11 protein-coding genes are annotated in these 19,488 nt (G+C 45.5%); 1 reads left to right on the top strand and 10 read right to left on the bottom strand.

All coding sequences use genetic code 11. The features are described 5' to 3' along the window. Nucleotides 1-23 precede the first annotated feature (23 nt). From EHO57_RS18050 to EHO57_RS18040, 3 genes are all read right to left on the bottom strand, one after another. On the bottom strand, nucleotides 24-1,556 hold the full coding sequence (locus EHO57_RS18050) for a PAS domain-containing sensor histidine kinase (RefSeq protein WP_135642449.1): 1,533 nt from the start codon (nucleotides 1,554-1,556) through the stop codon (nucleotides 24-26). A gap of 221 nt (nucleotides 1,557-1,777) precedes the next feature. Further along, nucleotides 1,778-2,122, bottom strand: a complete 345-nt coding sequence (locus EHO57_RS18045) for an FKBP-type peptidyl-prolyl cis-trans isomerase (protein WP_246050802.1) — start codon at nucleotides 2,120-2,122, stop codon at nucleotides 1,778-1,780. Between the two features lie 59 nt (nucleotides 2,123-2,181). Further along, nucleotides 2,182-2,541, bottom strand: coding sequence for an RNA recognition motif domain-containing protein (locus EHO57_RS18040; protein ID WP_135642445.1), 360 nt, complete (start codon nucleotides 2,539-2,541; stop codon nucleotides 2,182-2,184). A 222-nt stretch (nucleotides 2,542-2,763) separates the two neighbouring features. Between EHO57_RS18040 and EHO57_RS18035 the strand changes: the two genes are divergently transcribed. Beyond that, on the top strand, nucleotides 2,764-5,088 hold the full coding sequence (locus tag EHO57_RS18035; protein ID WP_135642443.1) for an inorganic phosphate transporter: 2,325 nt from the start codon (nucleotides 2,764-2,766) through the stop codon (nucleotides 5,086-5,088). 260 nt (nucleotides 5,089-5,348) lie between these two features. Here EHO57_RS18035 and EHO57_RS18030 read toward each other — a convergent pair whose 3' ends face one another. The 7 genes from EHO57_RS18030 to EHO57_RS18000 form a co-directional block, all read right to left on the bottom strand. Then, nucleotides 5,349-5,657, bottom strand: a complete 309-nt coding sequence (locus EHO57_RS18030) for a DUF1272 domain-containing protein (protein WP_135642441.1) — start codon at nucleotides 5,655-5,657, stop codon at nucleotides 5,349-5,351. 71 nt (nucleotides 5,658-5,728) lie between these two features. Next, entirely contained in the window at nucleotides 5,729-7,717 is a 1,989-nt protein-coding gene (locus EHO57_RS18025) for a TRAP transporter large permease subunit (RefSeq protein ID WP_135642439.1), read from the bottom strand. Nucleotides 7,718-7,798: 81 nt separating this feature from the next. Next, a complete protein-coding gene (locus EHO57_RS18020; protein WP_135642437.1) occupies nucleotides 7,799-8,818 on the bottom strand; it encodes a putative solute-binding protein in 1,020 nt (339 codons plus the stop codon). 54 nt (nucleotides 8,819-8,872) lie between these two features. Further along, nucleotides 8,873-9,874, bottom strand: a complete 1,002-nt coding sequence (locus EHO57_RS18015) for a hypothetical protein (RefSeq protein WP_135642435.1) — start codon at nucleotides 9,872-9,874, stop codon at nucleotides 8,873-8,875. A gap of 131 nt (nucleotides 9,875-10,005) precedes the next feature. Beyond that, nucleotides 10,006-11,583 carry a BTAD domain-containing putative transcriptional regulator gene (locus EHO57_RS18010; RefSeq protein WP_135642433.1) on the bottom strand — a complete coding sequence of 526 codons (1,578 nt, stop codon included), beginning with the start codon at nucleotides 11,581-11,583 and terminating at the stop codon, nucleotides 10,006-10,008. A gap of 237 nt (nucleotides 11,584-11,820) precedes the next feature. Beyond that, nucleotides 11,821-15,579 (bottom strand): Ig-like domain-containing domain, encoded by a 3,759-nt coding sequence (locus EHO57_RS18005; RefSeq protein ID WP_135643307.1) that lies wholly within the window; start codon nucleotides 15,577-15,579, stop codon nucleotides 11,821-11,823. 5 nt (nucleotides 15,580-15,584) lie between these two features. Continuing rightward, nucleotides 15,585-19,154, bottom strand: a complete 3,570-nt coding sequence (locus tag EHO57_RS18000; RefSeq protein WP_135642431.1) for a hypothetical protein — start codon at nucleotides 19,152-19,154, stop codon at nucleotides 15,585-15,587. Between the last annotated feature and the right edge of the window lie 334 nt (nucleotides 19,155-19,488).

Genomic DNA, 19,488 nt, shown 5'->3' with positions numbered 1-19,488 from the left:
GTATCTTTCGCCCGAATGAGTGGTCAAGAAATCTTTTCAGCGGCGGGTAGGATTACACGGAAGATCGCGTACTCTTCTTCTTCACTTTCTACCTCCATGTCTCCGTTCATTTCCCTGACTATGTCGTAACTCACGGAAAGACCGAGCCCGGTCCCAACTGTTGTCGGTTTGGTTGTGAAGAATGGATCGAAGATCCGATTTATATTCTCTTCCCGGATTCCGATCCCATAATCCTTTACGGTCACTTCTACATAACGAAGTTCGTTTCGGAATAACTGCCTTTGCTCGACTCGGATCTTCTTCTTCTCGGAAGGGAAAGGATACTTATCATTTAGGGAATCCCTGGCATTCGTGATCAGATTCAAGAATACCTGCTTTAATTTCTGAGGCTCTCCGATCACAAGAGGGATTTCCAAGTTCGCTTCAGCGTCGATCAAGGCTTCAGCCCCTTCTACAGTGATCCCATCCTTGATCAGGAAAGGAAGAAGTAACTGTATGGAGGAATACATGATCTCTCCCGTGGACACATGTGCCTTGATACCTTCTTCTTTATGAGCAAATCCTAATAGACTTCTTACAATACCGGAGATCCTTTCGCTCTCTCTGATGATCACTTCCATGTTCCGCAGAAGAGTTTCGTTCTCTTCTACCTGCCCTTTCACAAGCTCTGCATAGTTGAGGATCCCAGTCAGAGGATTATTGATCTCGTGAGCCACTCCTGCTGCCAGAGTTCCCAAAGCTTCCAGTTTTTGGCGATGTCTCTGGGATTCCATTCTTCTCAAGCGATCCGAATCGGATTCCTTTTGTTTGGTAGTATCGGATACGGTAAGTAAAATTGCGCTAATGTCTCCCTGCTTGGTCACAGGTGAGATCCGAACATAGTAATGGCTTCTTTTCCCGGTGAAACTACTCCATTCCTCCATGGATTCCGCCTTTCCGCTGACTAAGACCTTGGAGATAAACCCTTGTAGTTTTAGAGCATCCGTACGTTTCAAGATATGAAATAGATTCTTTCCCTGGATTTCTTCTGCGCTCGCACCGGTGAATGTCTTATTCAAAAATAGGATATTTCCTGCAAGGTCCAAGATGACTACGATATCGAGTCCTTCCATGAGGAAGGATCTCCAACGATAGTCGGAATCTTCCAATGAATAATCCCGTAGTAGTCCTTCTTCATCTAATTCCTGCAATTGGACTAGGATGGTTTCATTTGCTGTAGGGATACGATTTGCCCTGATAAAGACCTTACGATAACCGCTTCCCGTAAAGAGTCTTGTCCTCGCGGTGAATAAATGAGGTTTCCCTTGTTGCTGAAAATTATTTAAGAAAGCGTCCATCAGACTTTCTATATCGTCGGGATGAGCGAACTGGGTCCATTTCATCCGGTTCTGGATCTCTTCCTTCTTCTTTCCGGAGATAAGTTCGAAACGGTGGTTCACGAGACTGATCGTGCCATCCGCCTCTACTAAGAACGCGGCCAAAGGCTGGTATTCGAATAAGGATTCGTAGGATCTGGTTCCTGAATCAGGGAGAAGAAGATTGCTTTCTTGGTTCAATTTGAATTCCCTCCTCATCCCTTTGGCCTATAGTAAATGGGAAGAGCAGGCTTTCTAAAATATTACAAACCCAAAAAAAAATACGGATCTGCTTTCAAGCTGGCACGAAAAATCTAAATGTTTTGGATTAGTGAGGAAGGAACTCGTAAGGGAATCGTGATATTTTAACCCTGTTACCTTCGGAAGCATGATCCGAAAGCAACAGGATTGACACAAACATGTCAGTATACTTTGAGCAATTCTACTTCAAAGATCAGGGTCGAATTCGGAGGAATGGAGCCTGCTCCGTTCGCGCCGTATCCAAGCTCGGGAGGAATCGTGAGTTTTCGGACTCCTCCTTCCTTCATTCCCTGCACTCCTTTGTCCCAGCCTTTGATGACTTGGCCGGCACCTAGATCGAAGTGAAAAGGAACTCCTCTGTCCTTGGAGCTATCAAACTTCTTACCGTTGGTCAACCATCCAGTGTAATGAACGGTGACATTGGATCCGTTGAATGCTTCCTTCCCGGTACCCTTCTTCACATCTTTGATGACTAGACCGTTAGAAGAAGGCTGTGCAAGAAGCATCCCTCCCGCCAATAGAACTACGAAAGCGACTGTGCTGGATAATATTGTCTTTCTTAAATTCATTTTCCTCTACCTCCCGTACGTCTGACGGAACTGGAGAATCCGCCCTTGGTTTGGCTGGCCTGAACCTTGTTCTGAGAAGGCCCACCCTTGACCGATTGTTTCTTATCGAATTCTTTTTTCCATTCGTCGGCGTCCACAACCGTGATCGCCTTGCCCGAAATCTCGTGCTTGTTCAGAGCTTCCAGGGCCTTCTTGGCACCTGCGTCTTCCATCTCCAAAGAACCATACCCGAGAGAGCGCCCGGTGAGTTTGTCCTTCTTAATGGAAATATGCTCGGGCTTACCGAATTTGGAAAATAGCTTTTCCAGATCTTCTTCCGTCAATTCCTGAGGAAGATTGCCCACTGAAATCTTCATACCGCCTCCTATTTCTGTCGTGACGATGGCCCTCCACCTTGCCGGTCGGAGCTGCTGGAACCCATTCTTCTAGGTCTGGGAGAAATCGAAAGCGCATTTCAAAGTTTCAATTTTGAAAAAGAAACTTACGGAAATTTAGGTTGTGGCTGCCTCAATCTCTCAAATAATACCCTGGACCGCTCTCTTGAGCGGCTCTTTCCTTTAATTTTCCAGGTATTGGTTATGGATTATTTCTTAATTATCGTAGGGATCATGGGCATTCTCGGTGTCATGGACCTACTCGTCGGTGTTTCCAATGACGCTGTCAATTTTACAAATTCCGCGGTCGGTTCCAGGGCGGCCTCCCGAAAGATCATCTTAACAATCTCGGCCGTGGGCATCCTTCTCGGGGCCTTGAGCTCCAACGGAATGATGGAAGTAGCCAGAAAAGGCATCTTTCACCCGGAGTTTTTCTCCCTGGCAGAGTTGATGTTCTTATTCCTTGCGGTCATGATCTCGGATATCATCCTATTGGATCTCTATAATACCCTCGGTCTTCCCACATCTACCACTGTATCCTTGGTATTCGAACTTCTGGGTGCCTCCTTGGTCCTGGCAATCCTGAAAACGGATACCTTGAACGAGGCGTTTAAGATCATCAATGCGGAATCTGCCCTAAAGATCATCTTCGGGATCGCACTCTCGGTGATATTCGCCTTCTTCGCCGGTTTAGTGCTCATGTTCTTCTTCCGACTCCTATTCAGTTTCCGTTTGGACAAGACCATGAAATGGTTCGGAGGGATCTTCTCCGGACTCGCTATTACCGTGGTGATCTTCTTCATTCTTCTCACTGCCATGAAAGGGTCTGCGGTCGTTAGTAAGGATTCGCTAGCCTGGATACAGACAAACTTCGAAAGGATCCTGTTATTCAGCTTCTTGGGATTTTCCGTTCTGTTCCAAGGTCTCATCTTCGCAAAAGTGAATGTATTAAAGTTAGTCGTCCTTTTCGGAACAGGCGCATTGGCGATGGCATTCGCGAGTAACGACTTGGTGAACTTTATCGGAGTCCCGATCGCAAGTTTGCAGACTCACGAGTTGATCAAGGCCGCAGGCGGAGATGTAAATGCTATGGCCTCCGGTCTCGGAAAAGAAGTTTTGACCGACAATCGATTGCTGATCTTTGCGGCAGTCGTCATGATCATCGCTCTTTTTAAATCAAAAAAGGCGGAAACAGTCACTCTCACCGAAGTAAGCTTAGGTTCTCAGGGAGAGACCTTGGAAGCCTACCAGACCAGTCTCGCTGCTAGAGTATTCGTACAGATCGCATTGGGAATCTACGCACCTATCCGTGCCATTCTTCCTTCCGTGATCCGAAAATGGATCGAATCAAGATTTAAACAAAACAAATCTCTGGAATTCATGCACCTTCATAAGACAGATGCATTCGATCTATTGAGAGCTTCCGTAAATATCCTGATCGCTTCCGCACTCATCCTATTTGGAACGATCCAGAAACTTCCTCTTTCCACCACATTCGTAACCTTTATGGTCGCAATGGGAACCTCCTTAGCGGATGGAGCTTGGCAGAAAGAGAATGCAGTCAATCGGGTAAGCGGAGTATTGACAGTTGTAGGTGGCTGGTTCATGACTGCGATCGTCGCTTCTATCATGGGAGGACTCGTAGCTACAGCCTTCTTCTACTTCGGGTTTGCCGCAGTAGTGGTCATTCTTCTATTTACTTTCTTCTTAGTGATCGCATTCAATCAAATGCACAAGAAGAGAAAGGCAGAATACGAAGACACATTAGAAAAACTTGTAATACTGAGTAAACATCCGGAAAAGGCACTCTCCAAATCCGTATCTTCTCTACTCGCGAACCTGGTATTAGCGAAGAAGGCAATGAATACGCTTTCTTCCGGATACATGAACGGTAAGAAGAAGGATTTCAATCAAGCAGCAAAGATCCTGAAAGAACTAAAACGGAACTATGAGCATTCCTTCTCCGGCTTCTTAAGTCTGGTAGACAAGCATTTCGAAGAATCCGAATACCAGGCAATCCATCCGTTCACGAATGCACTCGGATATATAGACAGGATCGCGGAAAATCTTTCCAATATTCTCAGAAGTTCTTCTGAAAAAATAGATCGCTTTCAAACGGGTCTGACCAAGGACGAAAAAGAGGATCTAAGAGAGCTGAGAAAATTGGCGGAAGAACTTTTCGAATTTCTCTCCGAGGCGGACAAGGTGCCAGGTCTTGTAGAAAAGGCCAGGTCCGGAAAGAGGACCAAGGAACTGGAGGCGATCAAGGTCCGTATCTATAAGAACCAAATGAAACGGATCCATAAGGGAGAAAGCAAACTCAAATCCAGTATCGCCTATTTCGTGGTCGTCGAAGAGTTAGTCGATATTAACGAAAATCTATTCGGCCTCGCAGAAGAATTGCTTTGGGTGCTTCCTTGGGTAGAAACCAAGAAAAAACAATTGCTCAAGTCGAATCTAAGCAACGGCCACAAGCAAGAATTTCCCAAAGGGAAAAAGGGAAAGAACAAACAGAAACGGAAAAAATAAGATCCGGATCCAGCGTGGGCCCCCACCCAATCGAGCGACCCATAGGAAGCGAGATTCCCGAAAGGGTTGCTGAGAATAACGAAGCAAAATGCAGTTTCGGTCCTGATCCAGCGTGGCCCCCACCCTCCTCGGGTGGGGAGGCGGGTCCCCAGTGGGAGGGCCCTTGCCCTCAATATCACAAATTCACGAATCTTACGAGTGGAAATTTTCCCGAGAAATCATGTGGGAACTCTCATAATCGGAACGCACATTTCGACCTCTTATCTTTCTTCTGGTCTTAAGTTCCGGATCTCTTTCGCAAAAGAAGCATACGCCTCTAAATTTACGGGACGATACTTCTTTACTGTTGAAGCGGGATAAAATTCCAAACTATCTTTTCCCTTCCAAGTGCGTTTAGGTCGAATGGGCCTGGGCACAAAACCTCCACCGCAATTCGGACATACATTTCCGAAGAGAGTATCTACACACTCCGCGCAGAAGGTGCATTCGAAAGAACAAATCTTAGCTTCTAGTGATTCGGGAGGAAGTGGTTTATCGCAATGTTCGCAGCTTGGACGAAGTTCTAACATTAAGATCTCCTATTTCCAACCAGGCTCTACAAGCCGGATCGGAAATAGAAGTCTTTTCTATTTATTCTGGATCAACCTGAATAATTAGAGTATAGGATCGGACCAAATGCAGTAATCAAAAGAGTTAGGCTCAGAACAATGATCGGGATGATAATATGTTCATGGCGAGCGAAGAAACCTTTGGACTCCAAACTTGGGTCTTCCACCAACTGTTCTCTCACAACATGTTTGGTGAGCAAATGATTCAATGCCACCGGAGGAGTAAGATAGCCTAACTCGAAGGAAACTAACGCGGTCATCCAGAAATTAAGAGGATGAATGCCGTTCACCTTGGCGATCGGATACAGAGTTACCGAAACCAAGATCACAGCTCCATACGGATCCATCAACATTCCAATGATGACTAACGCAAATGTCAGGATAAGCATCGCAGAGAAGGGAGATCCCAAATGAGTAGGGAACAGATTGATCACTTCCGATCTCTCGAAAACTCCTCCCATACAAGCGGATAATCCCATGAGAAGAAGAAGCGCTCCCAAATGAGAACCTGCATCGTACGAAGTATGAGAAAGATGCACTTCTTCGACCGGAGCTCCTCCGCTTTGCAATTTCTCTTTCTTAGAGATCTTATAGTCTATAGAAAGAAGAGCGAGCATCGCTATCGGTAGAATGTACGGTGCGGTATGCTCATCAAAATGGGTCCCAAGTCCCAGAACGATCGCAAGAACGATCACGATAGAGATAAAAAGATAGATCCCGAACGATTTGAACGCCTGATAAGTGAGAGAAAGCGCTCCTGTTTGAGGTCGGATCTTCCAGGATTCGGTCCGAGTGAACCAACTCACGATCAGGAAAAAGGTAGAAGAAACCGCAAACACTCTCCAACCCCAGTAGAATAGCTCGTCCGTGGTCACATCCAAGTTCAACGAAGCAACGATCACGACAAGCAAGCAAGGAGGAAGGACCACTCCTAAGCTCCCCGACATCGCAGTAGCAGCCAGGGCTCTTTCTTGGGTCGCACCTGCCCTTCTTAATTCCTTGAAGATTGTAGCTCCTAAAGCAAGGACTACGATCCCGGAAGCGCCGCTATATGCAGTAGGAAGAGCGGCAACGATCACTATGATCACTGCCAATAACTCGGAAGGAAGATTCCATGGTTTGAGAAGATCGAAGAATCTGCGTCCTAAAGAAGTATCCCTAAGAAGAATTCCTGTCCAAACATACAAACCGATCTGGATGTAAAGTGTAGCGTGAGCTGTCAGCTTTTGTAAATAGATTGCGAGTCCTGCAGGATGATGTTCATACAAGAAGAAATACAGTCCGCATACGATCGCCATCCAGCAATACAAAGGAATACAAAGCAAGGAATTAGAGAACTTGGAATTCTGTTTTCCTTCTCCGGATTTAAAAACAGGATTCTTTAAATTATAAATATTTAATCCGGAAAGAAGTGCGAGCCCCAATATCCATAAGACCTGGATCTGCGCTTCCACACCTTTCTGCAATGGATACATGAATGCGGAAGAGACTAAAACGATCGTATTTGCCAGGATCTGACTGAACTCAGTAACCTTCTCCTCTATGGAGTTTTCCGGATTCCTAAGTGCGATATGGTATCTTCTGGTGGTGGAAACCGTTCCCGCCACAAGTAGAAGCACCACCATTGTCATCGGAATATAATCGATTGCCGATATGGTCAGCCAGGAAAGTCTTCTCTCCACACCGCAGTATGCGAGCTGAGTCCAAGTTAAATTAGTTGCCAGTTGCGCAAGTTCCAGCTGAGTAGAAGTCGGAGCGGAATTTGCAGCCGCGTTCTTAGAAGAAGTATCTTCTCCCAATCCAAGACCTTCTAAAGCAGCCATGTCCTCGTCGCTTACTTCTGCCTTTGTTTCGGAAGCAGCACTCGGATCGACTACGCATACGTTTCGGATCATGGCATAATTTGGCCAGATACTTCCCCCAAGCCCTAATAGTCTAGCTTGGATGAGTTGACTCCCACTCTGAATAAGCGGAACAAAAAGAAAGAATAGGACCGCCCAGGAAACGACTTTTCTCCACATACGAAATAACCTCTAGATTCGCGATTGATTGAATTCAGGTGGGAAGGAATTTCCCACCTTATATTTGTTTGTTTCTAGGATTTATTCAAGATTGTCCGAGCATTCTGCGGCTTCTTTATCCGCGTTGCAACGAACACGTTTCATCAACTTAAGGATAGCAGGATGATACACCTTCTTGTCCCTAAGCTTAACCCTAACTTCCCTAAATTTCTCGAAGTAATTCTTCTGTAGGTCTTTCGGGACTTCCAGCCAATACTTGGCAGGGATCTCCTGCTCCGCCTTCTTGGTCAAAGAAAGCATTGAGTCGAATTGGGTCGCGGCCCATGCTCTGGAAGAATTCCCAAAGCCGTCCGCAAAATCCTTATGACGAGCGACGATCTGGAAGGTCAATTGTCCGATCGGAAAACGAACGATCCCTCCGTTTGGAGAAATCCCTTTCATTAATTCCAGAGGCTTGATCCCGATTGCAGGAGAATAACAAGCGTCTGCCCTACCGTTATTGAAGATTCCCGCAAAGGTTGCGATCTCAGCCGGAACCATAGAAGCACCCACAACGTCCACCATCGTAGTCGCAGCCTGGTCGTAGGTCAAAGTTGCAATCTTTCTTCCGGCCAAATCCTTGATATCTTTCAAGTTCTTGTCCCTCAAAAGAAGGTAGACAGCTCCACCTGGGAACATTGCGACAGTTTCATAGTCCCCGTCCACATTCAACTTTCTCGCCTGAGGGCTCGCAAGCAACTCGATAGTCTTATGAAGAAGGTCGTAGCTCGGAAGTGCGCCGATTGCCTCCAGGGAACCGGAAGCATGAACATAACCTCTTACTCTTAAGGAAGTCAAGAATGCTAGATGACATTTGCCTGCTTTGAAATCCGAATTCGCAACTACCTCATCGGTATAAGCCTTTAGATCCAAACGGATTCCCCAGCTCAATGCTTGGGCTTGGTATCTTTGTGCGGCTTTATACACGTCACCGTGAGCGCCGGATGGGTCGAATACGCACATGGATCTATCCACGGTTTCCGCTGCCTGCATAGGGCGGTTTCCGGCGGAAATTCCTAGTAGTACCAGAATAATTGCCGTTATTTTGAGAAAGCTCTTCATATCTTTTTTTCTCCTTAGGGTTCTTATATTTTCATTTGCCATCCAAGAACCTGCTCAAAGATCTTTTAAAAGATCGTCTTCTTCTTTAGTGTTTTTCTTTTTATTGCCGGGGAAGGAGGAGAAATTGATCGGACCTCTGTGACCCTTCTCTTTCATCCAGATCTTATCAGACTCGTGTCTAGATAAGTTCTCTGCAAATGCCTCCAAAAAGAGATACTCCTTTTTAGGAGGATGCTGCATTACAGATTTAGAATGTTCTAATATAAGTTTCTTCATTTTTTCGGTGTCACCTTTTCCGGCTACCGCTTGGATCTGGAACGCTCTTGCCAAGCGCACTCCCTGCTGATCCCCCAATTTCACTGCCTCTTCCATTTGCTTGAAAGGATCCTTTCCCTCTGGAGTCGCTCCAGGAACGGACAACCAAACTACAGCTTCCAAAGCGAGAGGAGTTCCCCACCATTTCTTAGGGTCCAAACATTTGGATGCCTGCACCACTACGCTAGGTACATCCCTTGTAATTCCCGCATGTCCCTGAGAAGCAAAATCGTGAAGGATGGCCAATAGTCCCGAGGAAAGGCCCACTAAGAAATATAATTCCTCATCCTCACTAATAGAAGGACATTTCCCTTTCCATTCTCCGAAATGTTGTAAGAAGCGATGATAAGAATCCCCGTATCTCTTGGCAGCAATCCCATGAAATCGGATCTGTCTTGCCTGATTGTCAAGAGCCTCATCCCCTCTTCCTTTTCGGACCGCACCTATATATAGCAATTCGGCTTCTTGCGCGTTTCTTTCCGCACATACTCCGGCACCCATTTGCGCCACCATAGTAGCCAATTCAACGGAAGCACCTGCTCTCTCGAAAGAAGCTACCAAGGGTCCGAGTGCAGTTCCCCCCTGGCATATCGCATCCAGATCATCGGAAGCAAGGTAATGAGGGACTAAATGATCTTGGGCATAAGAGTTTAAGGTTCTTCCGGTAGCCCAATACACCACAGAACAGTTCGTTAGGCTTATTGTAACAATCGTTACAAATAAAAGGATTCGTATATTCATTTTGGTCGGAACTTATTTTTTACTTAGAATTTTGGGGGATTCTGGAAGAAGCTACCGAAGTCGATTCCCTCGTCCAATATTTTTTATCTAATGACCGTTTTATTTTATAGTGCGGCGTTTCCAAAACCATTTCAATTCACAGGAGAGATGACCCGGATTTTCTCGATCAAGGAAACGGTTTCTTGGTCGGGCTCTACGCCTAATTCCTTTTTCAGGATCTTCTTCATATCCTCGAATTTACGCAATGCCTCGTTCTTTCTATCCAATAGTTGCAAGGATTCGAAATGAAATCTCCAAGCTCTTTCGTCCAGATCGTCCAACCGGATCCAGCTTTCAGAATCCGACAATAAGGAAGGAGCATCGCCCGATCTTTGCGCAAACTCGCAGAGACATTTATAGATCTCTATGAGGTTCTTTCTTAAATATTCCCGTTTGAGCTCCGATTCAGGGAAGTATAGATCGAATTCAAAGAAGTCACCCTTGTACAATTCCTGAGCGGATCTATAAGCGGAGATCGCTTCTTCTTCTTTCTTATTGCGAAGAAGTTTTCCTCCCTTCTCATACTCCCTTTCGAACTCGACGAAATCGGCCTCTACTAGCTCCGGATGAAAATACAATCTATCTTCTGCAAATACTACCGCTTCCGGATTCCCTAAGATTTTGCGAAGCCGGAAAAGCAAAGCATGCAGACTATTCAGAGCATTCTTCTCGGACATACCGGGCCAAAGGTTCTCGAGTAATTCCTCTTTGTGGATCCCCTTGCCATAGCGCACCAGGAGAAGTTTGATCAGTTTTAAGAGCTTCTTCTTACTGGAATATTCCGCAGCCGAGATCTTCTTTCCATCCAGATCCAATTCCAAAGGACCAAGTACTTTTACTCTTAGCTTCTTGGAGTTTTGGGCCTTAGAAGGTTTATTCACCTTCTCACTTAGATCCGATCTCTCTTCTTTTTCCCGGTTCGCAAATTGAGAAGTTCCAGGCTTATTCAGCCATTTAGAGACGGATTCCTTAAATTCGATACGAACCTCCCTCTCCGATTTATTCACGGTTAGGAAGCTATCCACGGAGAACATCAGGACGAGAAAGCTAAAATGGGACGTATACGGGATCGGAAGGATATCGTTCGCAACGAGGATATCCACGATCACGCTACTAAAAAAAAGGATCAGTCCATAGAGAAGGAAGCGATTCCGAAAACGGTTCTTTAAGAACTGAGTGGTCACCTTGATCAGGGTCCAGACGATCATCAAGATCCCGGAAAGGTAGGTGTATTGCATAATGATCGGTTGATCCGTTTCATAGATCACGATCCCAAGCGCAGGAAAGATCCTTGGATGCGACACACTGATCGTGTACGCATTCGGATCGTGAAAAAGAAGTACTGCAAGAAGTAGGTTTAAGAATACGAATAGAAGAATGAAGTCTTTACTGAAGATCCTCTTATAATTATTCACGAATAATGCAATACAAGTGGCAAATATAGGAACGAACGCGTTCTCCATTCTCTCCCATACAAGTGCCTTTTCAGGATTTTCTACATTGATGGTTTGAGTAAAACAGAACAGATACGCTCCGTATGTTACCTGCAGTAAAGCGAAGTAAAGAAGGTACGATTGCTTCCTGTTTTTAAAGTATAATACTAGATTATGAAACGTACGGTAGACTAGAACCGTCACGACCAAGTAGCAAGAGAGCTGGTAGTACGTCATATACGCCTTTCGTTTCCTATCTTATCCCGATTCCTGCAACCTATTTATCAAAAAGAGATAAAATTTATGACTACTCGCTCACTATTTTTATCTGCGAGTAGGAGAAGCAGTAATATTGCATATTTTAAAAGTATGTAAAGCACGTTCTAACGATTGTTAGGAAATAAAAAAATACCGAAAGGGCAAAATCCCTTTCGGTCATTTCGATAGCGAGGTTTTTCGAAATAGCGAGGAGTCTTAAGGGCAGACGATCAATGAAGAAGGATCCACCAATGCATCTCCTACGAATCTCATTCCACCCAATAGATAAGGATCCGATACCTGAGGCGTATTCAAGGTAAAGAATTGGACCTTATCACTCTTCGCACTGATAGCGCACGCAGTGGAGAGATTCAACGGACTGGAAGTCGCAGCAGCGTTTCTCAATTTAGGGAATGTGATCGTAGGCGGCATAGGTATTTCTTTCATAATGCTATTCACCATTGGGATCACAAGTGTGGTCACCAAAGGAGAGATCACGGATTTAATCCCTTCCGGATCCAATCCGAATGGATTATACGTGGATCCTTCCAACACTTCCACAGTGTAATCCAAATTATTATTCGGATCCAAGATCACTTGAAGCGCGTTCAAGTTGGCAAGATTCGGATTGTTGGTAGGATTCGAGAACATCTTGAACCTAAAGTCCGCATCCGCTGCAAAGCTGATCCTGACTGTTCCCAATGTTTGTTGGTATCCGTTTGCTCTAGTATCTGCTTGGCAATCGGTAAGATCGTCGTCGGTGAGTCCTGCACAAGAAGCAGGCTTCTTAGCTACGATCTGCAATTGCATCTCCGTAAAGAAGAGTCTCATCTTAGGAACTCCCGAAGAAGTCATTGGCTTGAATTTCACATTCGGAGCCATGATCGGAGACATTACCATGTCTATATCATCGTAAGACTTTACAGGAGGAGCGATCTGATTGGATGAATTCAATCCTTGCAGTTTATTTCTTCCGGGCACGAGGATGGTTACTAAAGGAGAGGCCTTTAAGAAGGAAGTTGTAAGAGCAAATAACGGATCCGCTCCGGCAAACGCATTCATTCCGTCTATGAATGCCTTATTCAAAACGATATCCAGTCCCCTTCTCTTCCAAAGATGAAAGGCAGCTTGGGAGATGGTATCCGTATGCATAGAGATCAAGAATCCAGGATTCGCTGCGGACTGGCTGAACTGATATGCAGAAGGAGGAGGATTTGCTGCGGTCCAAGCCCGGGTCGTTACCATTCCTGTCTTTCCGGACTGTGTCCGGAGTCCTGCTGCCGGGCTATACGAACTTGTAAACGCGAAATCCAAAGAAGTCACGAGTCCCTTATTCGTTCCGTCATGCTTGATCGTAGCATCCGTATTCAGTTTAAACTTCACTGTGAGCGGGAAATTTCCTAAAGGCGCAGGAAGATAATCCGGTAAGGTAATGGTAACACCTGTATCTCTCAGATCGGAGATCACGGAGTTCAATACATTCGGAGCGATACGAGTCACAATATCCTTCAACATGTACTGGGTGATGATCTGTTTTACGAGAGGAACAGTGGTGCCGGCCATGTCTTGGATGGATTGGCTTCCTACGATCGCGGAAACCACATCTCCGAACTGCTCGCTTCCTCCCAAGTAAGTCATAGGAGAAGTCCACATGAAGTCGGAAGTATTTTCTCCCGGATACAGATTCGCCATTGGCAAATGGTTCGGGTTGGACCAAGGAAGAACGAAGAAGTTATTCGTGTTCGAAAGAATGTCTGCAGTGCTCGGATTATCCGGGAAGTACGTATCGTTGATCCCGAAAGGTGTCCTCACATTCATATTGATGAGACCATCGGAGGTCACGCTCAAAGTATTTCTGGCGCGAGCAGTTGCTAAGCGAGGCTTGGACAATTGCACATTATTCCAATCATAACCGCTTCCGTTCAATGCACCTTCTACCGCGGGATCCCAGTTCAACTTTGCCGTCGTAGTAAAAACGAGCAATGCCCCTGGCCCCATGAATGTTCCGAACCAATCTTCGAATCTGGAAACCACAAGAAGATCCACTTCCACATAACGTGATTTCAGATCCAGACCGAGTCCTGGCGCAACCGCGCCCGCACCCGGATTTACTTTCAGATCCGCCTGCACATTCCCTAACTTAGTTCCCACTCCTGCGGAACATCCGTAAGTAGAATTCGTAGACCCGCATTTTACGAAGGAAGGAAGTCTCATGTCCGTCACATACACGTCCATGTTCACTGCTGAACTTCCGTTTGCTATCCCTTGGTCTGTAATATTTAAAGTGGCACTGTATTTGGAGAATGGCCCGGGTGAGATCGCGGAAACATCTCCGAAGGTCTTAAAGCAAGCGATCCAACTCACTGCATTATTGATGTCCACAGTGTCGTCGCACATGCTGCTGATCTTTCCTTTCGGACGACCGAATGGAGCAAATACTGTGGAAGTATATCCGTCATACTGTTTTGCAACAGTTGGATAATGACAAAGACTCCAATTTGGGTCTCCCCAATGAGTGATCGCTTGGCACTTGGCCTGGTTTCCCGCCTGACACGCGTTATAGTCTGCCCAGTTCCAAGAAGAATTCGGTGCATAGGGTGCACCGTTATCGTTTGGTCCTCCGTTATCCGTAGGTCCGCATTGGGAAGGTCTTACGTAGCAATACCCTCTTCCTTCCGCTCCAGGCTTGGAACCGAATACGGAAATATATTGGTAGTTCTGAAAAGTGCTTAGGTTGTTGTTTCCAGACATGAGACCGTCCGGCTTAATACAAGCTTCTCCGATTGTCCAAGCACCGTTCTCATACATTTTCTTCTTAGGATAATCAGGCATTCCTAATAGGAATTCTTGGAATGTACGTGGAACTCCTGTGCTATCCAGGATCTTAAATGCGCCAGTCGTATACTTTTGGATGGCCTTTCCTAAGAAAGGAAGCATCTGCGCCTCGTCCATCACACCGTTTGCCACATAAGGAAGAACGTTATCCGCGTTTTCTAACCTTCCATAATTAAAGCTGAAATATTTACGGAAGATCTTTCCATTCGCTGTCTGGATCTCGTAATAATAAGTATTCCCACCGACAGTAGGAGCGATGGAAGAAGTACTTAAATTCAAGGCGATCGCGGCACTCATAGAACAAGGAGGAGAGGCGCAGATCTGCTCGTAATTTGTGGAACTCAACTTCTTCAATACGATGGACTGGATATAATTCTCGCCTGCCACAGGATTCGTGAAGCTGGAAGAAAGTTGGAGAGCAGCCGATTGATCGAAGGTGATATCGTTCGTTCCGTTCAGAGTATACTGGCCTCCTTGGGTGATCTTATTCGTTAAGCTATAATCTGCAGTAGTGCGAAAAGAAACCGTATAGGTCTGCAGAGGAACTCCTCCCAAAGTAGGAGCATCAGAAGTGATCGTAAGAGTATAGGTCTCCGCAGGTTTCAATTCTCTATAAGGATTGAACCGAAGCTTTTGGCTACTCATCCAATAGAATTCTCCTCCCGGAGTCGGACCGGACAGGTTTCCGGATGTTCCAGTGATCGAGAAATTCGCCTCAGTCAGAGACTTGTTCATAGGCTCGGAGAATCGGATTTCTAATTCCTTATATCGATCCACGTTGTCCAAGGAGTTTATATAGAGAATTGCCTGAGGAGTGGTAGAGCCGAAGTCGGTAGGAATGGTAGCGACATCGTTGTCCACACTGTTATAAGGAGGTTGGATATTGGGATCCACGCCGAATATCTTTCCTCCGGAGAAAAACCCAAGGTCGAAGATATCTGAAAAATCGAATCCTCCCACCTTGGTCCCCTTACAATCGAGGACTCCGAACGTTAAAAGAAGAAGCAGAAAGAACTCCGCGGCTCTCTTGATCGAATTTCCCTCGCGTTTCCCCTCTCCGATATTCGAAGAAAACGGTTTTCTATATTTCTGACTCATTTCCAATCCTCGACTTATCTCTTTGTAAAAACTTCTCTTCATCATTCTCACCGGGTAAAAATCGTGACGAACCTATCCCAGTAGGTGTCCGAATTTTCATCTTTATTAAACCTGTCGTAAAAAACAAAACCGTCCGGAAACTCCTTCTTACCTGTTTCCGTTAGGTCGGCAAATATCCCCATAAGCACACCTGCGGTATATATTAAGGAAGTATTATCTTCTTTCGTTGTCTGGATCATTTTCGACATTAAGAGTCTCTTAGTATCGCTGAAGATCGCCTTAATGGAATAAGGAGTCTTCATGTCCGCTTCCAGATAGGAATAGAATTCCCCGCTCTTAACGATCCCCATAAGAACTCCTACCACGCTTCTCGCATTCGGAGCGGAAACGGAGGCAAGATCGGCAGTATCCACACTTAATAAAGTCGTAATTAAGTAATCTTGAGTATTCGTGCTCCCATCTCTCAGGATGCTTCCTAAAAGATCCAGGATAGAAGACAACTGTGCAGTCGTTGGGACATTATCTATGATCATGTCCATGGAGAAGTCGATAGTCGGGATCAGACTATAAACGGAACTCGGGTCGAAATAATCCCGGATACGCACGGCCCAGTTTCCCAATCGGTCCCATTCCGGATCGTAGATATTTGAGACGCGAGAATCCGGAAATACAGCTAGCATATCCCGAACTTCTCCCAGATATGCTTCTAAATTGTATTGGATCGCGGTTGGACTTTCGTTCGCGAGTTTGACTTCTCCCAGTAGATCCGCAATGGATTGGAATGTAAGAAGCGCACCGCTCGCTCTTTCCGGTTTTCCCATCTCTGCAAGCATTTGCACAAAGGTAGAAAGAAGATCCGTGCGAGACATTAGATTGAGCAGACCGTCTTGGTATCTTCTATCATTCTCTGCGAGAATGGATAGAGGAGAACGAACAGGCTTGTTAGTGATAGGATCTAGATAACGGAAATAATACTCGTCAGGACCTGCAGAGTTACTTCTCACCGCAGAATCCGAGTTGATGATCTTCACGACGTCGATCTGGCGATTTCCGGAACCGGTTTCCGTATCCGTGATCCGAGCCAGAAGCGGTCTGGTCAAAGCGGCACTTAAACCGGTCAATATCTGGAATGGATTCTTGTTCAAGCTAGCACTTGCTTGGTCGTCCAAAGTCCAAGCCAAAGAAAGGATCAAAGGAAGAAGTTTGTTTCTCTGACCCCAAGCATCTTCTACGGAGACTCCATAAGATACATTCGCTCCGGAAGGAAGCACCTTGCTATCGGTGAGAAAGGAAAGTCTTTCCATGACTCCAAAATTCGCAGCAATAGATTGAGGGATCACACCATAAGAAGAAGTGGGAGGATAGAAGATACTGTAAACGGATGCATCTCCCAAACTATTGAAGGTCAGAGAACCACTGCCCGAGGTACCGTAATCCCAAGCTTCCAGATAGAACATACTGTCCCCTGGAATATCGGAGTAATTTTCTTGCAAAACTGGGATCCCTGGTTGTCTGAAATTCGGTTGGGTAGAAGAAGCACATCCGGGCTTTAAGTATGTATTCTTTAGTCTCCAGATCCCATTGATCTTATCCGTGCAATTGCTTCCGTCCTGAAGAATAGGGACCGCGTTCATAAGACCAGTGAGACCGTTCGCGATCAGAGTCACGTAAGCCGCCATCTTATACGGAACCCCGGAGCCTAAAGAAGCCCTGAGTGGAATCACGGCCACCATTCTCTTCTCATGCAATAGCCATTGGAAATTCTTATAGATTACTTCTTCGTCGGAATTGAGTGCTCTTTCCGCCGCATTGTCCTTAGCGATCTCCCAAACAGGAATGCTCCAACCCTTAGTACCGGAAGCGTTCGCGCCGGAAGCTACTTGCGTAAATGAGTTATTCGCATAATTCGCGTTTGTCTCTCTTCCTCCAGGGCCTACCCATTTACAAAGGCTTGTGCTATTGCAGGCTCCGTTAGAAGTATTAGAGACCTTGATCCTGAACTCGGAACTGTTCCAACTATCCTGATAGATCAGGTCTGTTCCGTTAGAATCCCTATACAATTTCCCATCGATCGTGTAGATATTTCCGTTCGAATCGGTACGATTCTTATTATAGTAAGGGCCGCCTCCGGAGATAAGGACGGTGCGGATCAGTTTCATAATAAACGGAATCGTCTTAGTATAAACAGGATCGCTTGCCGCAGGAATAATGCTCGGATCGGGAGCTTCTAAAAGAGTAAGAGTAGGAGTATTGATCCCGATAGAAAGAGCAGTAGGAGTGCTTGGATCCGCATTCTTAAAAACGGCCCCATCCGCAGAACTTTGGCTCATGAAGGACTTGATCCCAAGACTTCCGGTCATGGCCGAACCAAGAGAATAAATACTATCCCCTACAGTCAGAACTCCACCAGTCATAGGACCGCCGTTCCCGGAGCCGTTCGGTTCCAGTCTCATCATAGAAGTGTCCGCGGGATTCTCCCAACGAAATCCGTAGGTATCCGACAAGGTCAGGATGAACATAAGGGATTCTAAGGCGGTGATCGGACTACTACTTGTATCGTTTACACGGTCTCTTCCCAAAGAATCCAAACGGATCAATTCCCTTAAGGAGAAGTCTACGCCTGACACAGCGGAAGCAAAATCGAACTTAGCAAAATTCTTAGCCATCTCCAGAGAGAGGATCACATTCGGATCCGAAGTGAAATTCCCTCCTCTTCCAAGCATCGGTCGAAGATAACGGAAAGCTTCCGTAAGAACGGTAGCGAACTCGGTAGGATAAGTAGCGTCCCTATAATCCGCAAAGGCAGGATCCGAGTAGATCTCTCCGCCATTCGTATAATATTTTTCTAAATTAACAACCAGGTTCTTTAAGACAGTCTCGGAAGACTTAGCGTCGCTGAAACCTGCTCTTTGGCGGAAGGATTTTCCGACGGCGGAGATGAGTTGTATGATCTTCTCCTTCATCACTCTGTCTGCGATCATACTAGGGTCCACCATTCCCTGCAGTAGACCGTTGATCGCATTTCTTGCATTCGAGTTCTGGTTGATCCCCTTGTCTAAAACGTCTTCCAGCTCAGTGAACAGTACTTTAATTTCAGGATCTTTTAATATAGAAGAAAGTTCCTCGAACTTGGTCTTCATCGCGTCCTTGGAATAGGTCGCATACATATATTTTAAGGCGTCCTGACTGATGGGGGAAAGGTTCCTTAAAACAGGTTTGTCGTACACTCTCAATCTTTCTAGCCAAGGTTGTAGAGTATCGAATGCTGAGTTGGGAGCGTTATCCACACGATCCAAGAGAGAATGAACTCGGACCAAAGACTGGCGAACATGGGCTTGCGGTTTTAGTAGAAGGTCTCCGGAGACCCTTAAGAAGCCCACGATATCCTCTCTATATGGAATAGTCATAGAGGACTCGAGTCTATCGTTGAAGTAAATAGGTTGCAGGCTATTGAAGCCGGCTTTTATGGAATGATAATCATCAAAGATATTAAATAAACGAACTCCATTGTAATTGATATTATCCGAAAACGTATCCGCTGAAGTTTTATCGTCATGAGGTTGGCAGCCCAAGGCCAAACAAAACGCCAATAGAATATAGATTTGTTTTCTGATCATCTTTTTAGCTCGCCCCACCCTGTTTCCAGAAGGTAGGCACAGCATAGCGATCGCTACATAAAGTATTCTTATATCAGGCTTATATTTCTAAGGGATTACGAAAAAAATCGGGGAAGGTTCCAAAAAAGTTCCGGTCCCTCGGAGAGTCACTCTTAAGATAACAATTGTTATCCAACGATTCCTCTGGTCCCAAAAAAGTCTCAATCTATCTTTTGGGACCTGGGACGAAAGGGATCTTTTTAAGATCTTCTCTTTTGATTTTTAGAATAGAATTTTAGATCACCCAGATCTTTTTATGGAACATTTGATATATATAATTTATTCTAGATTTTGT

The sequence above is a fragment of the Leptospira langatensis genome (assembly GCF_004770615.1).
In the GTDB taxonomy this organism is placed as follows: Bacteria; Spirochaetota; Leptospiria; order Leptospirales; family Leptospiraceae; genus Leptospira_B; species Leptospira_B langatensis.
Note: the sequence above shows the minus strand (reverse complement) of the source record. Positions and strands in the feature narration are given on the sequence as shown.

Coding starts and splice junctions, on each gene's coding strand:
- EHO57_RS18045 (WP_246050802.1), bottom strand. CDS start 2,122: ATGCTTCTTGCACAGCCTTCTTCTAACGGTCTAGTCATCAAAGATGTG.
- EHO57_RS18040 (WP_135642445.1), bottom strand. CDS start 2,541: ATGAAGATTTCAGTGGGCAATCTTCCTCAGGAATTGACGGAAGAAGAT.
- EHO57_RS18035 (WP_135642443.1), top strand. CDS start 2,764: ATGGATTATTTCTTAATTATCGTAGGGATCATGGGCATTCTCGGTGTC.
- EHO57_RS18030 (WP_135642441.1), bottom strand. CDS start 5,657: ATGTTAGAACTTCGTCCAAGCTGCGAACATTGCGATAAACCACTTCCT.
- EHO57_RS18025 (WP_135642439.1), bottom strand. CDS start 7,717: ATGTGGAGAAAAGTCGTTTCCTGGGCGGTCCTATTCTTTCTTTTTGTT.
- EHO57_RS18020 (WP_135642437.1), bottom strand. CDS start 8,818: ATGAAGAGCTTTCTCAAAATAACGGCAATTATTCTGGTACTACTAGGA.
- EHO57_RS18015 (WP_135642435.1), bottom strand. CDS start 9,874: ATGAATATACGAATCCTTTTATTTGTAACGATTGTTACAATAAGCCTA.
- EHO57_RS18010 (WP_135642433.1), bottom strand. CDS start 11,583: ATGACGTACTACCAGCTCTCTTGCTACTTGGTCGTGACGGTTCTAGTC.
- EHO57_RS18005 (WP_135643307.1), bottom strand. CDS start 15,579: ATGAAGAGAAGTTTTTACAAAGAGATAAGTCGAGGATTGGAAATGAGT.
- EHO57_RS18000 (WP_135642431.1), bottom strand. CDS start 19,154: ATGATCAGAAAACAAATCTATATTCTATTGGCGTTTTGTTTGGCCTTG.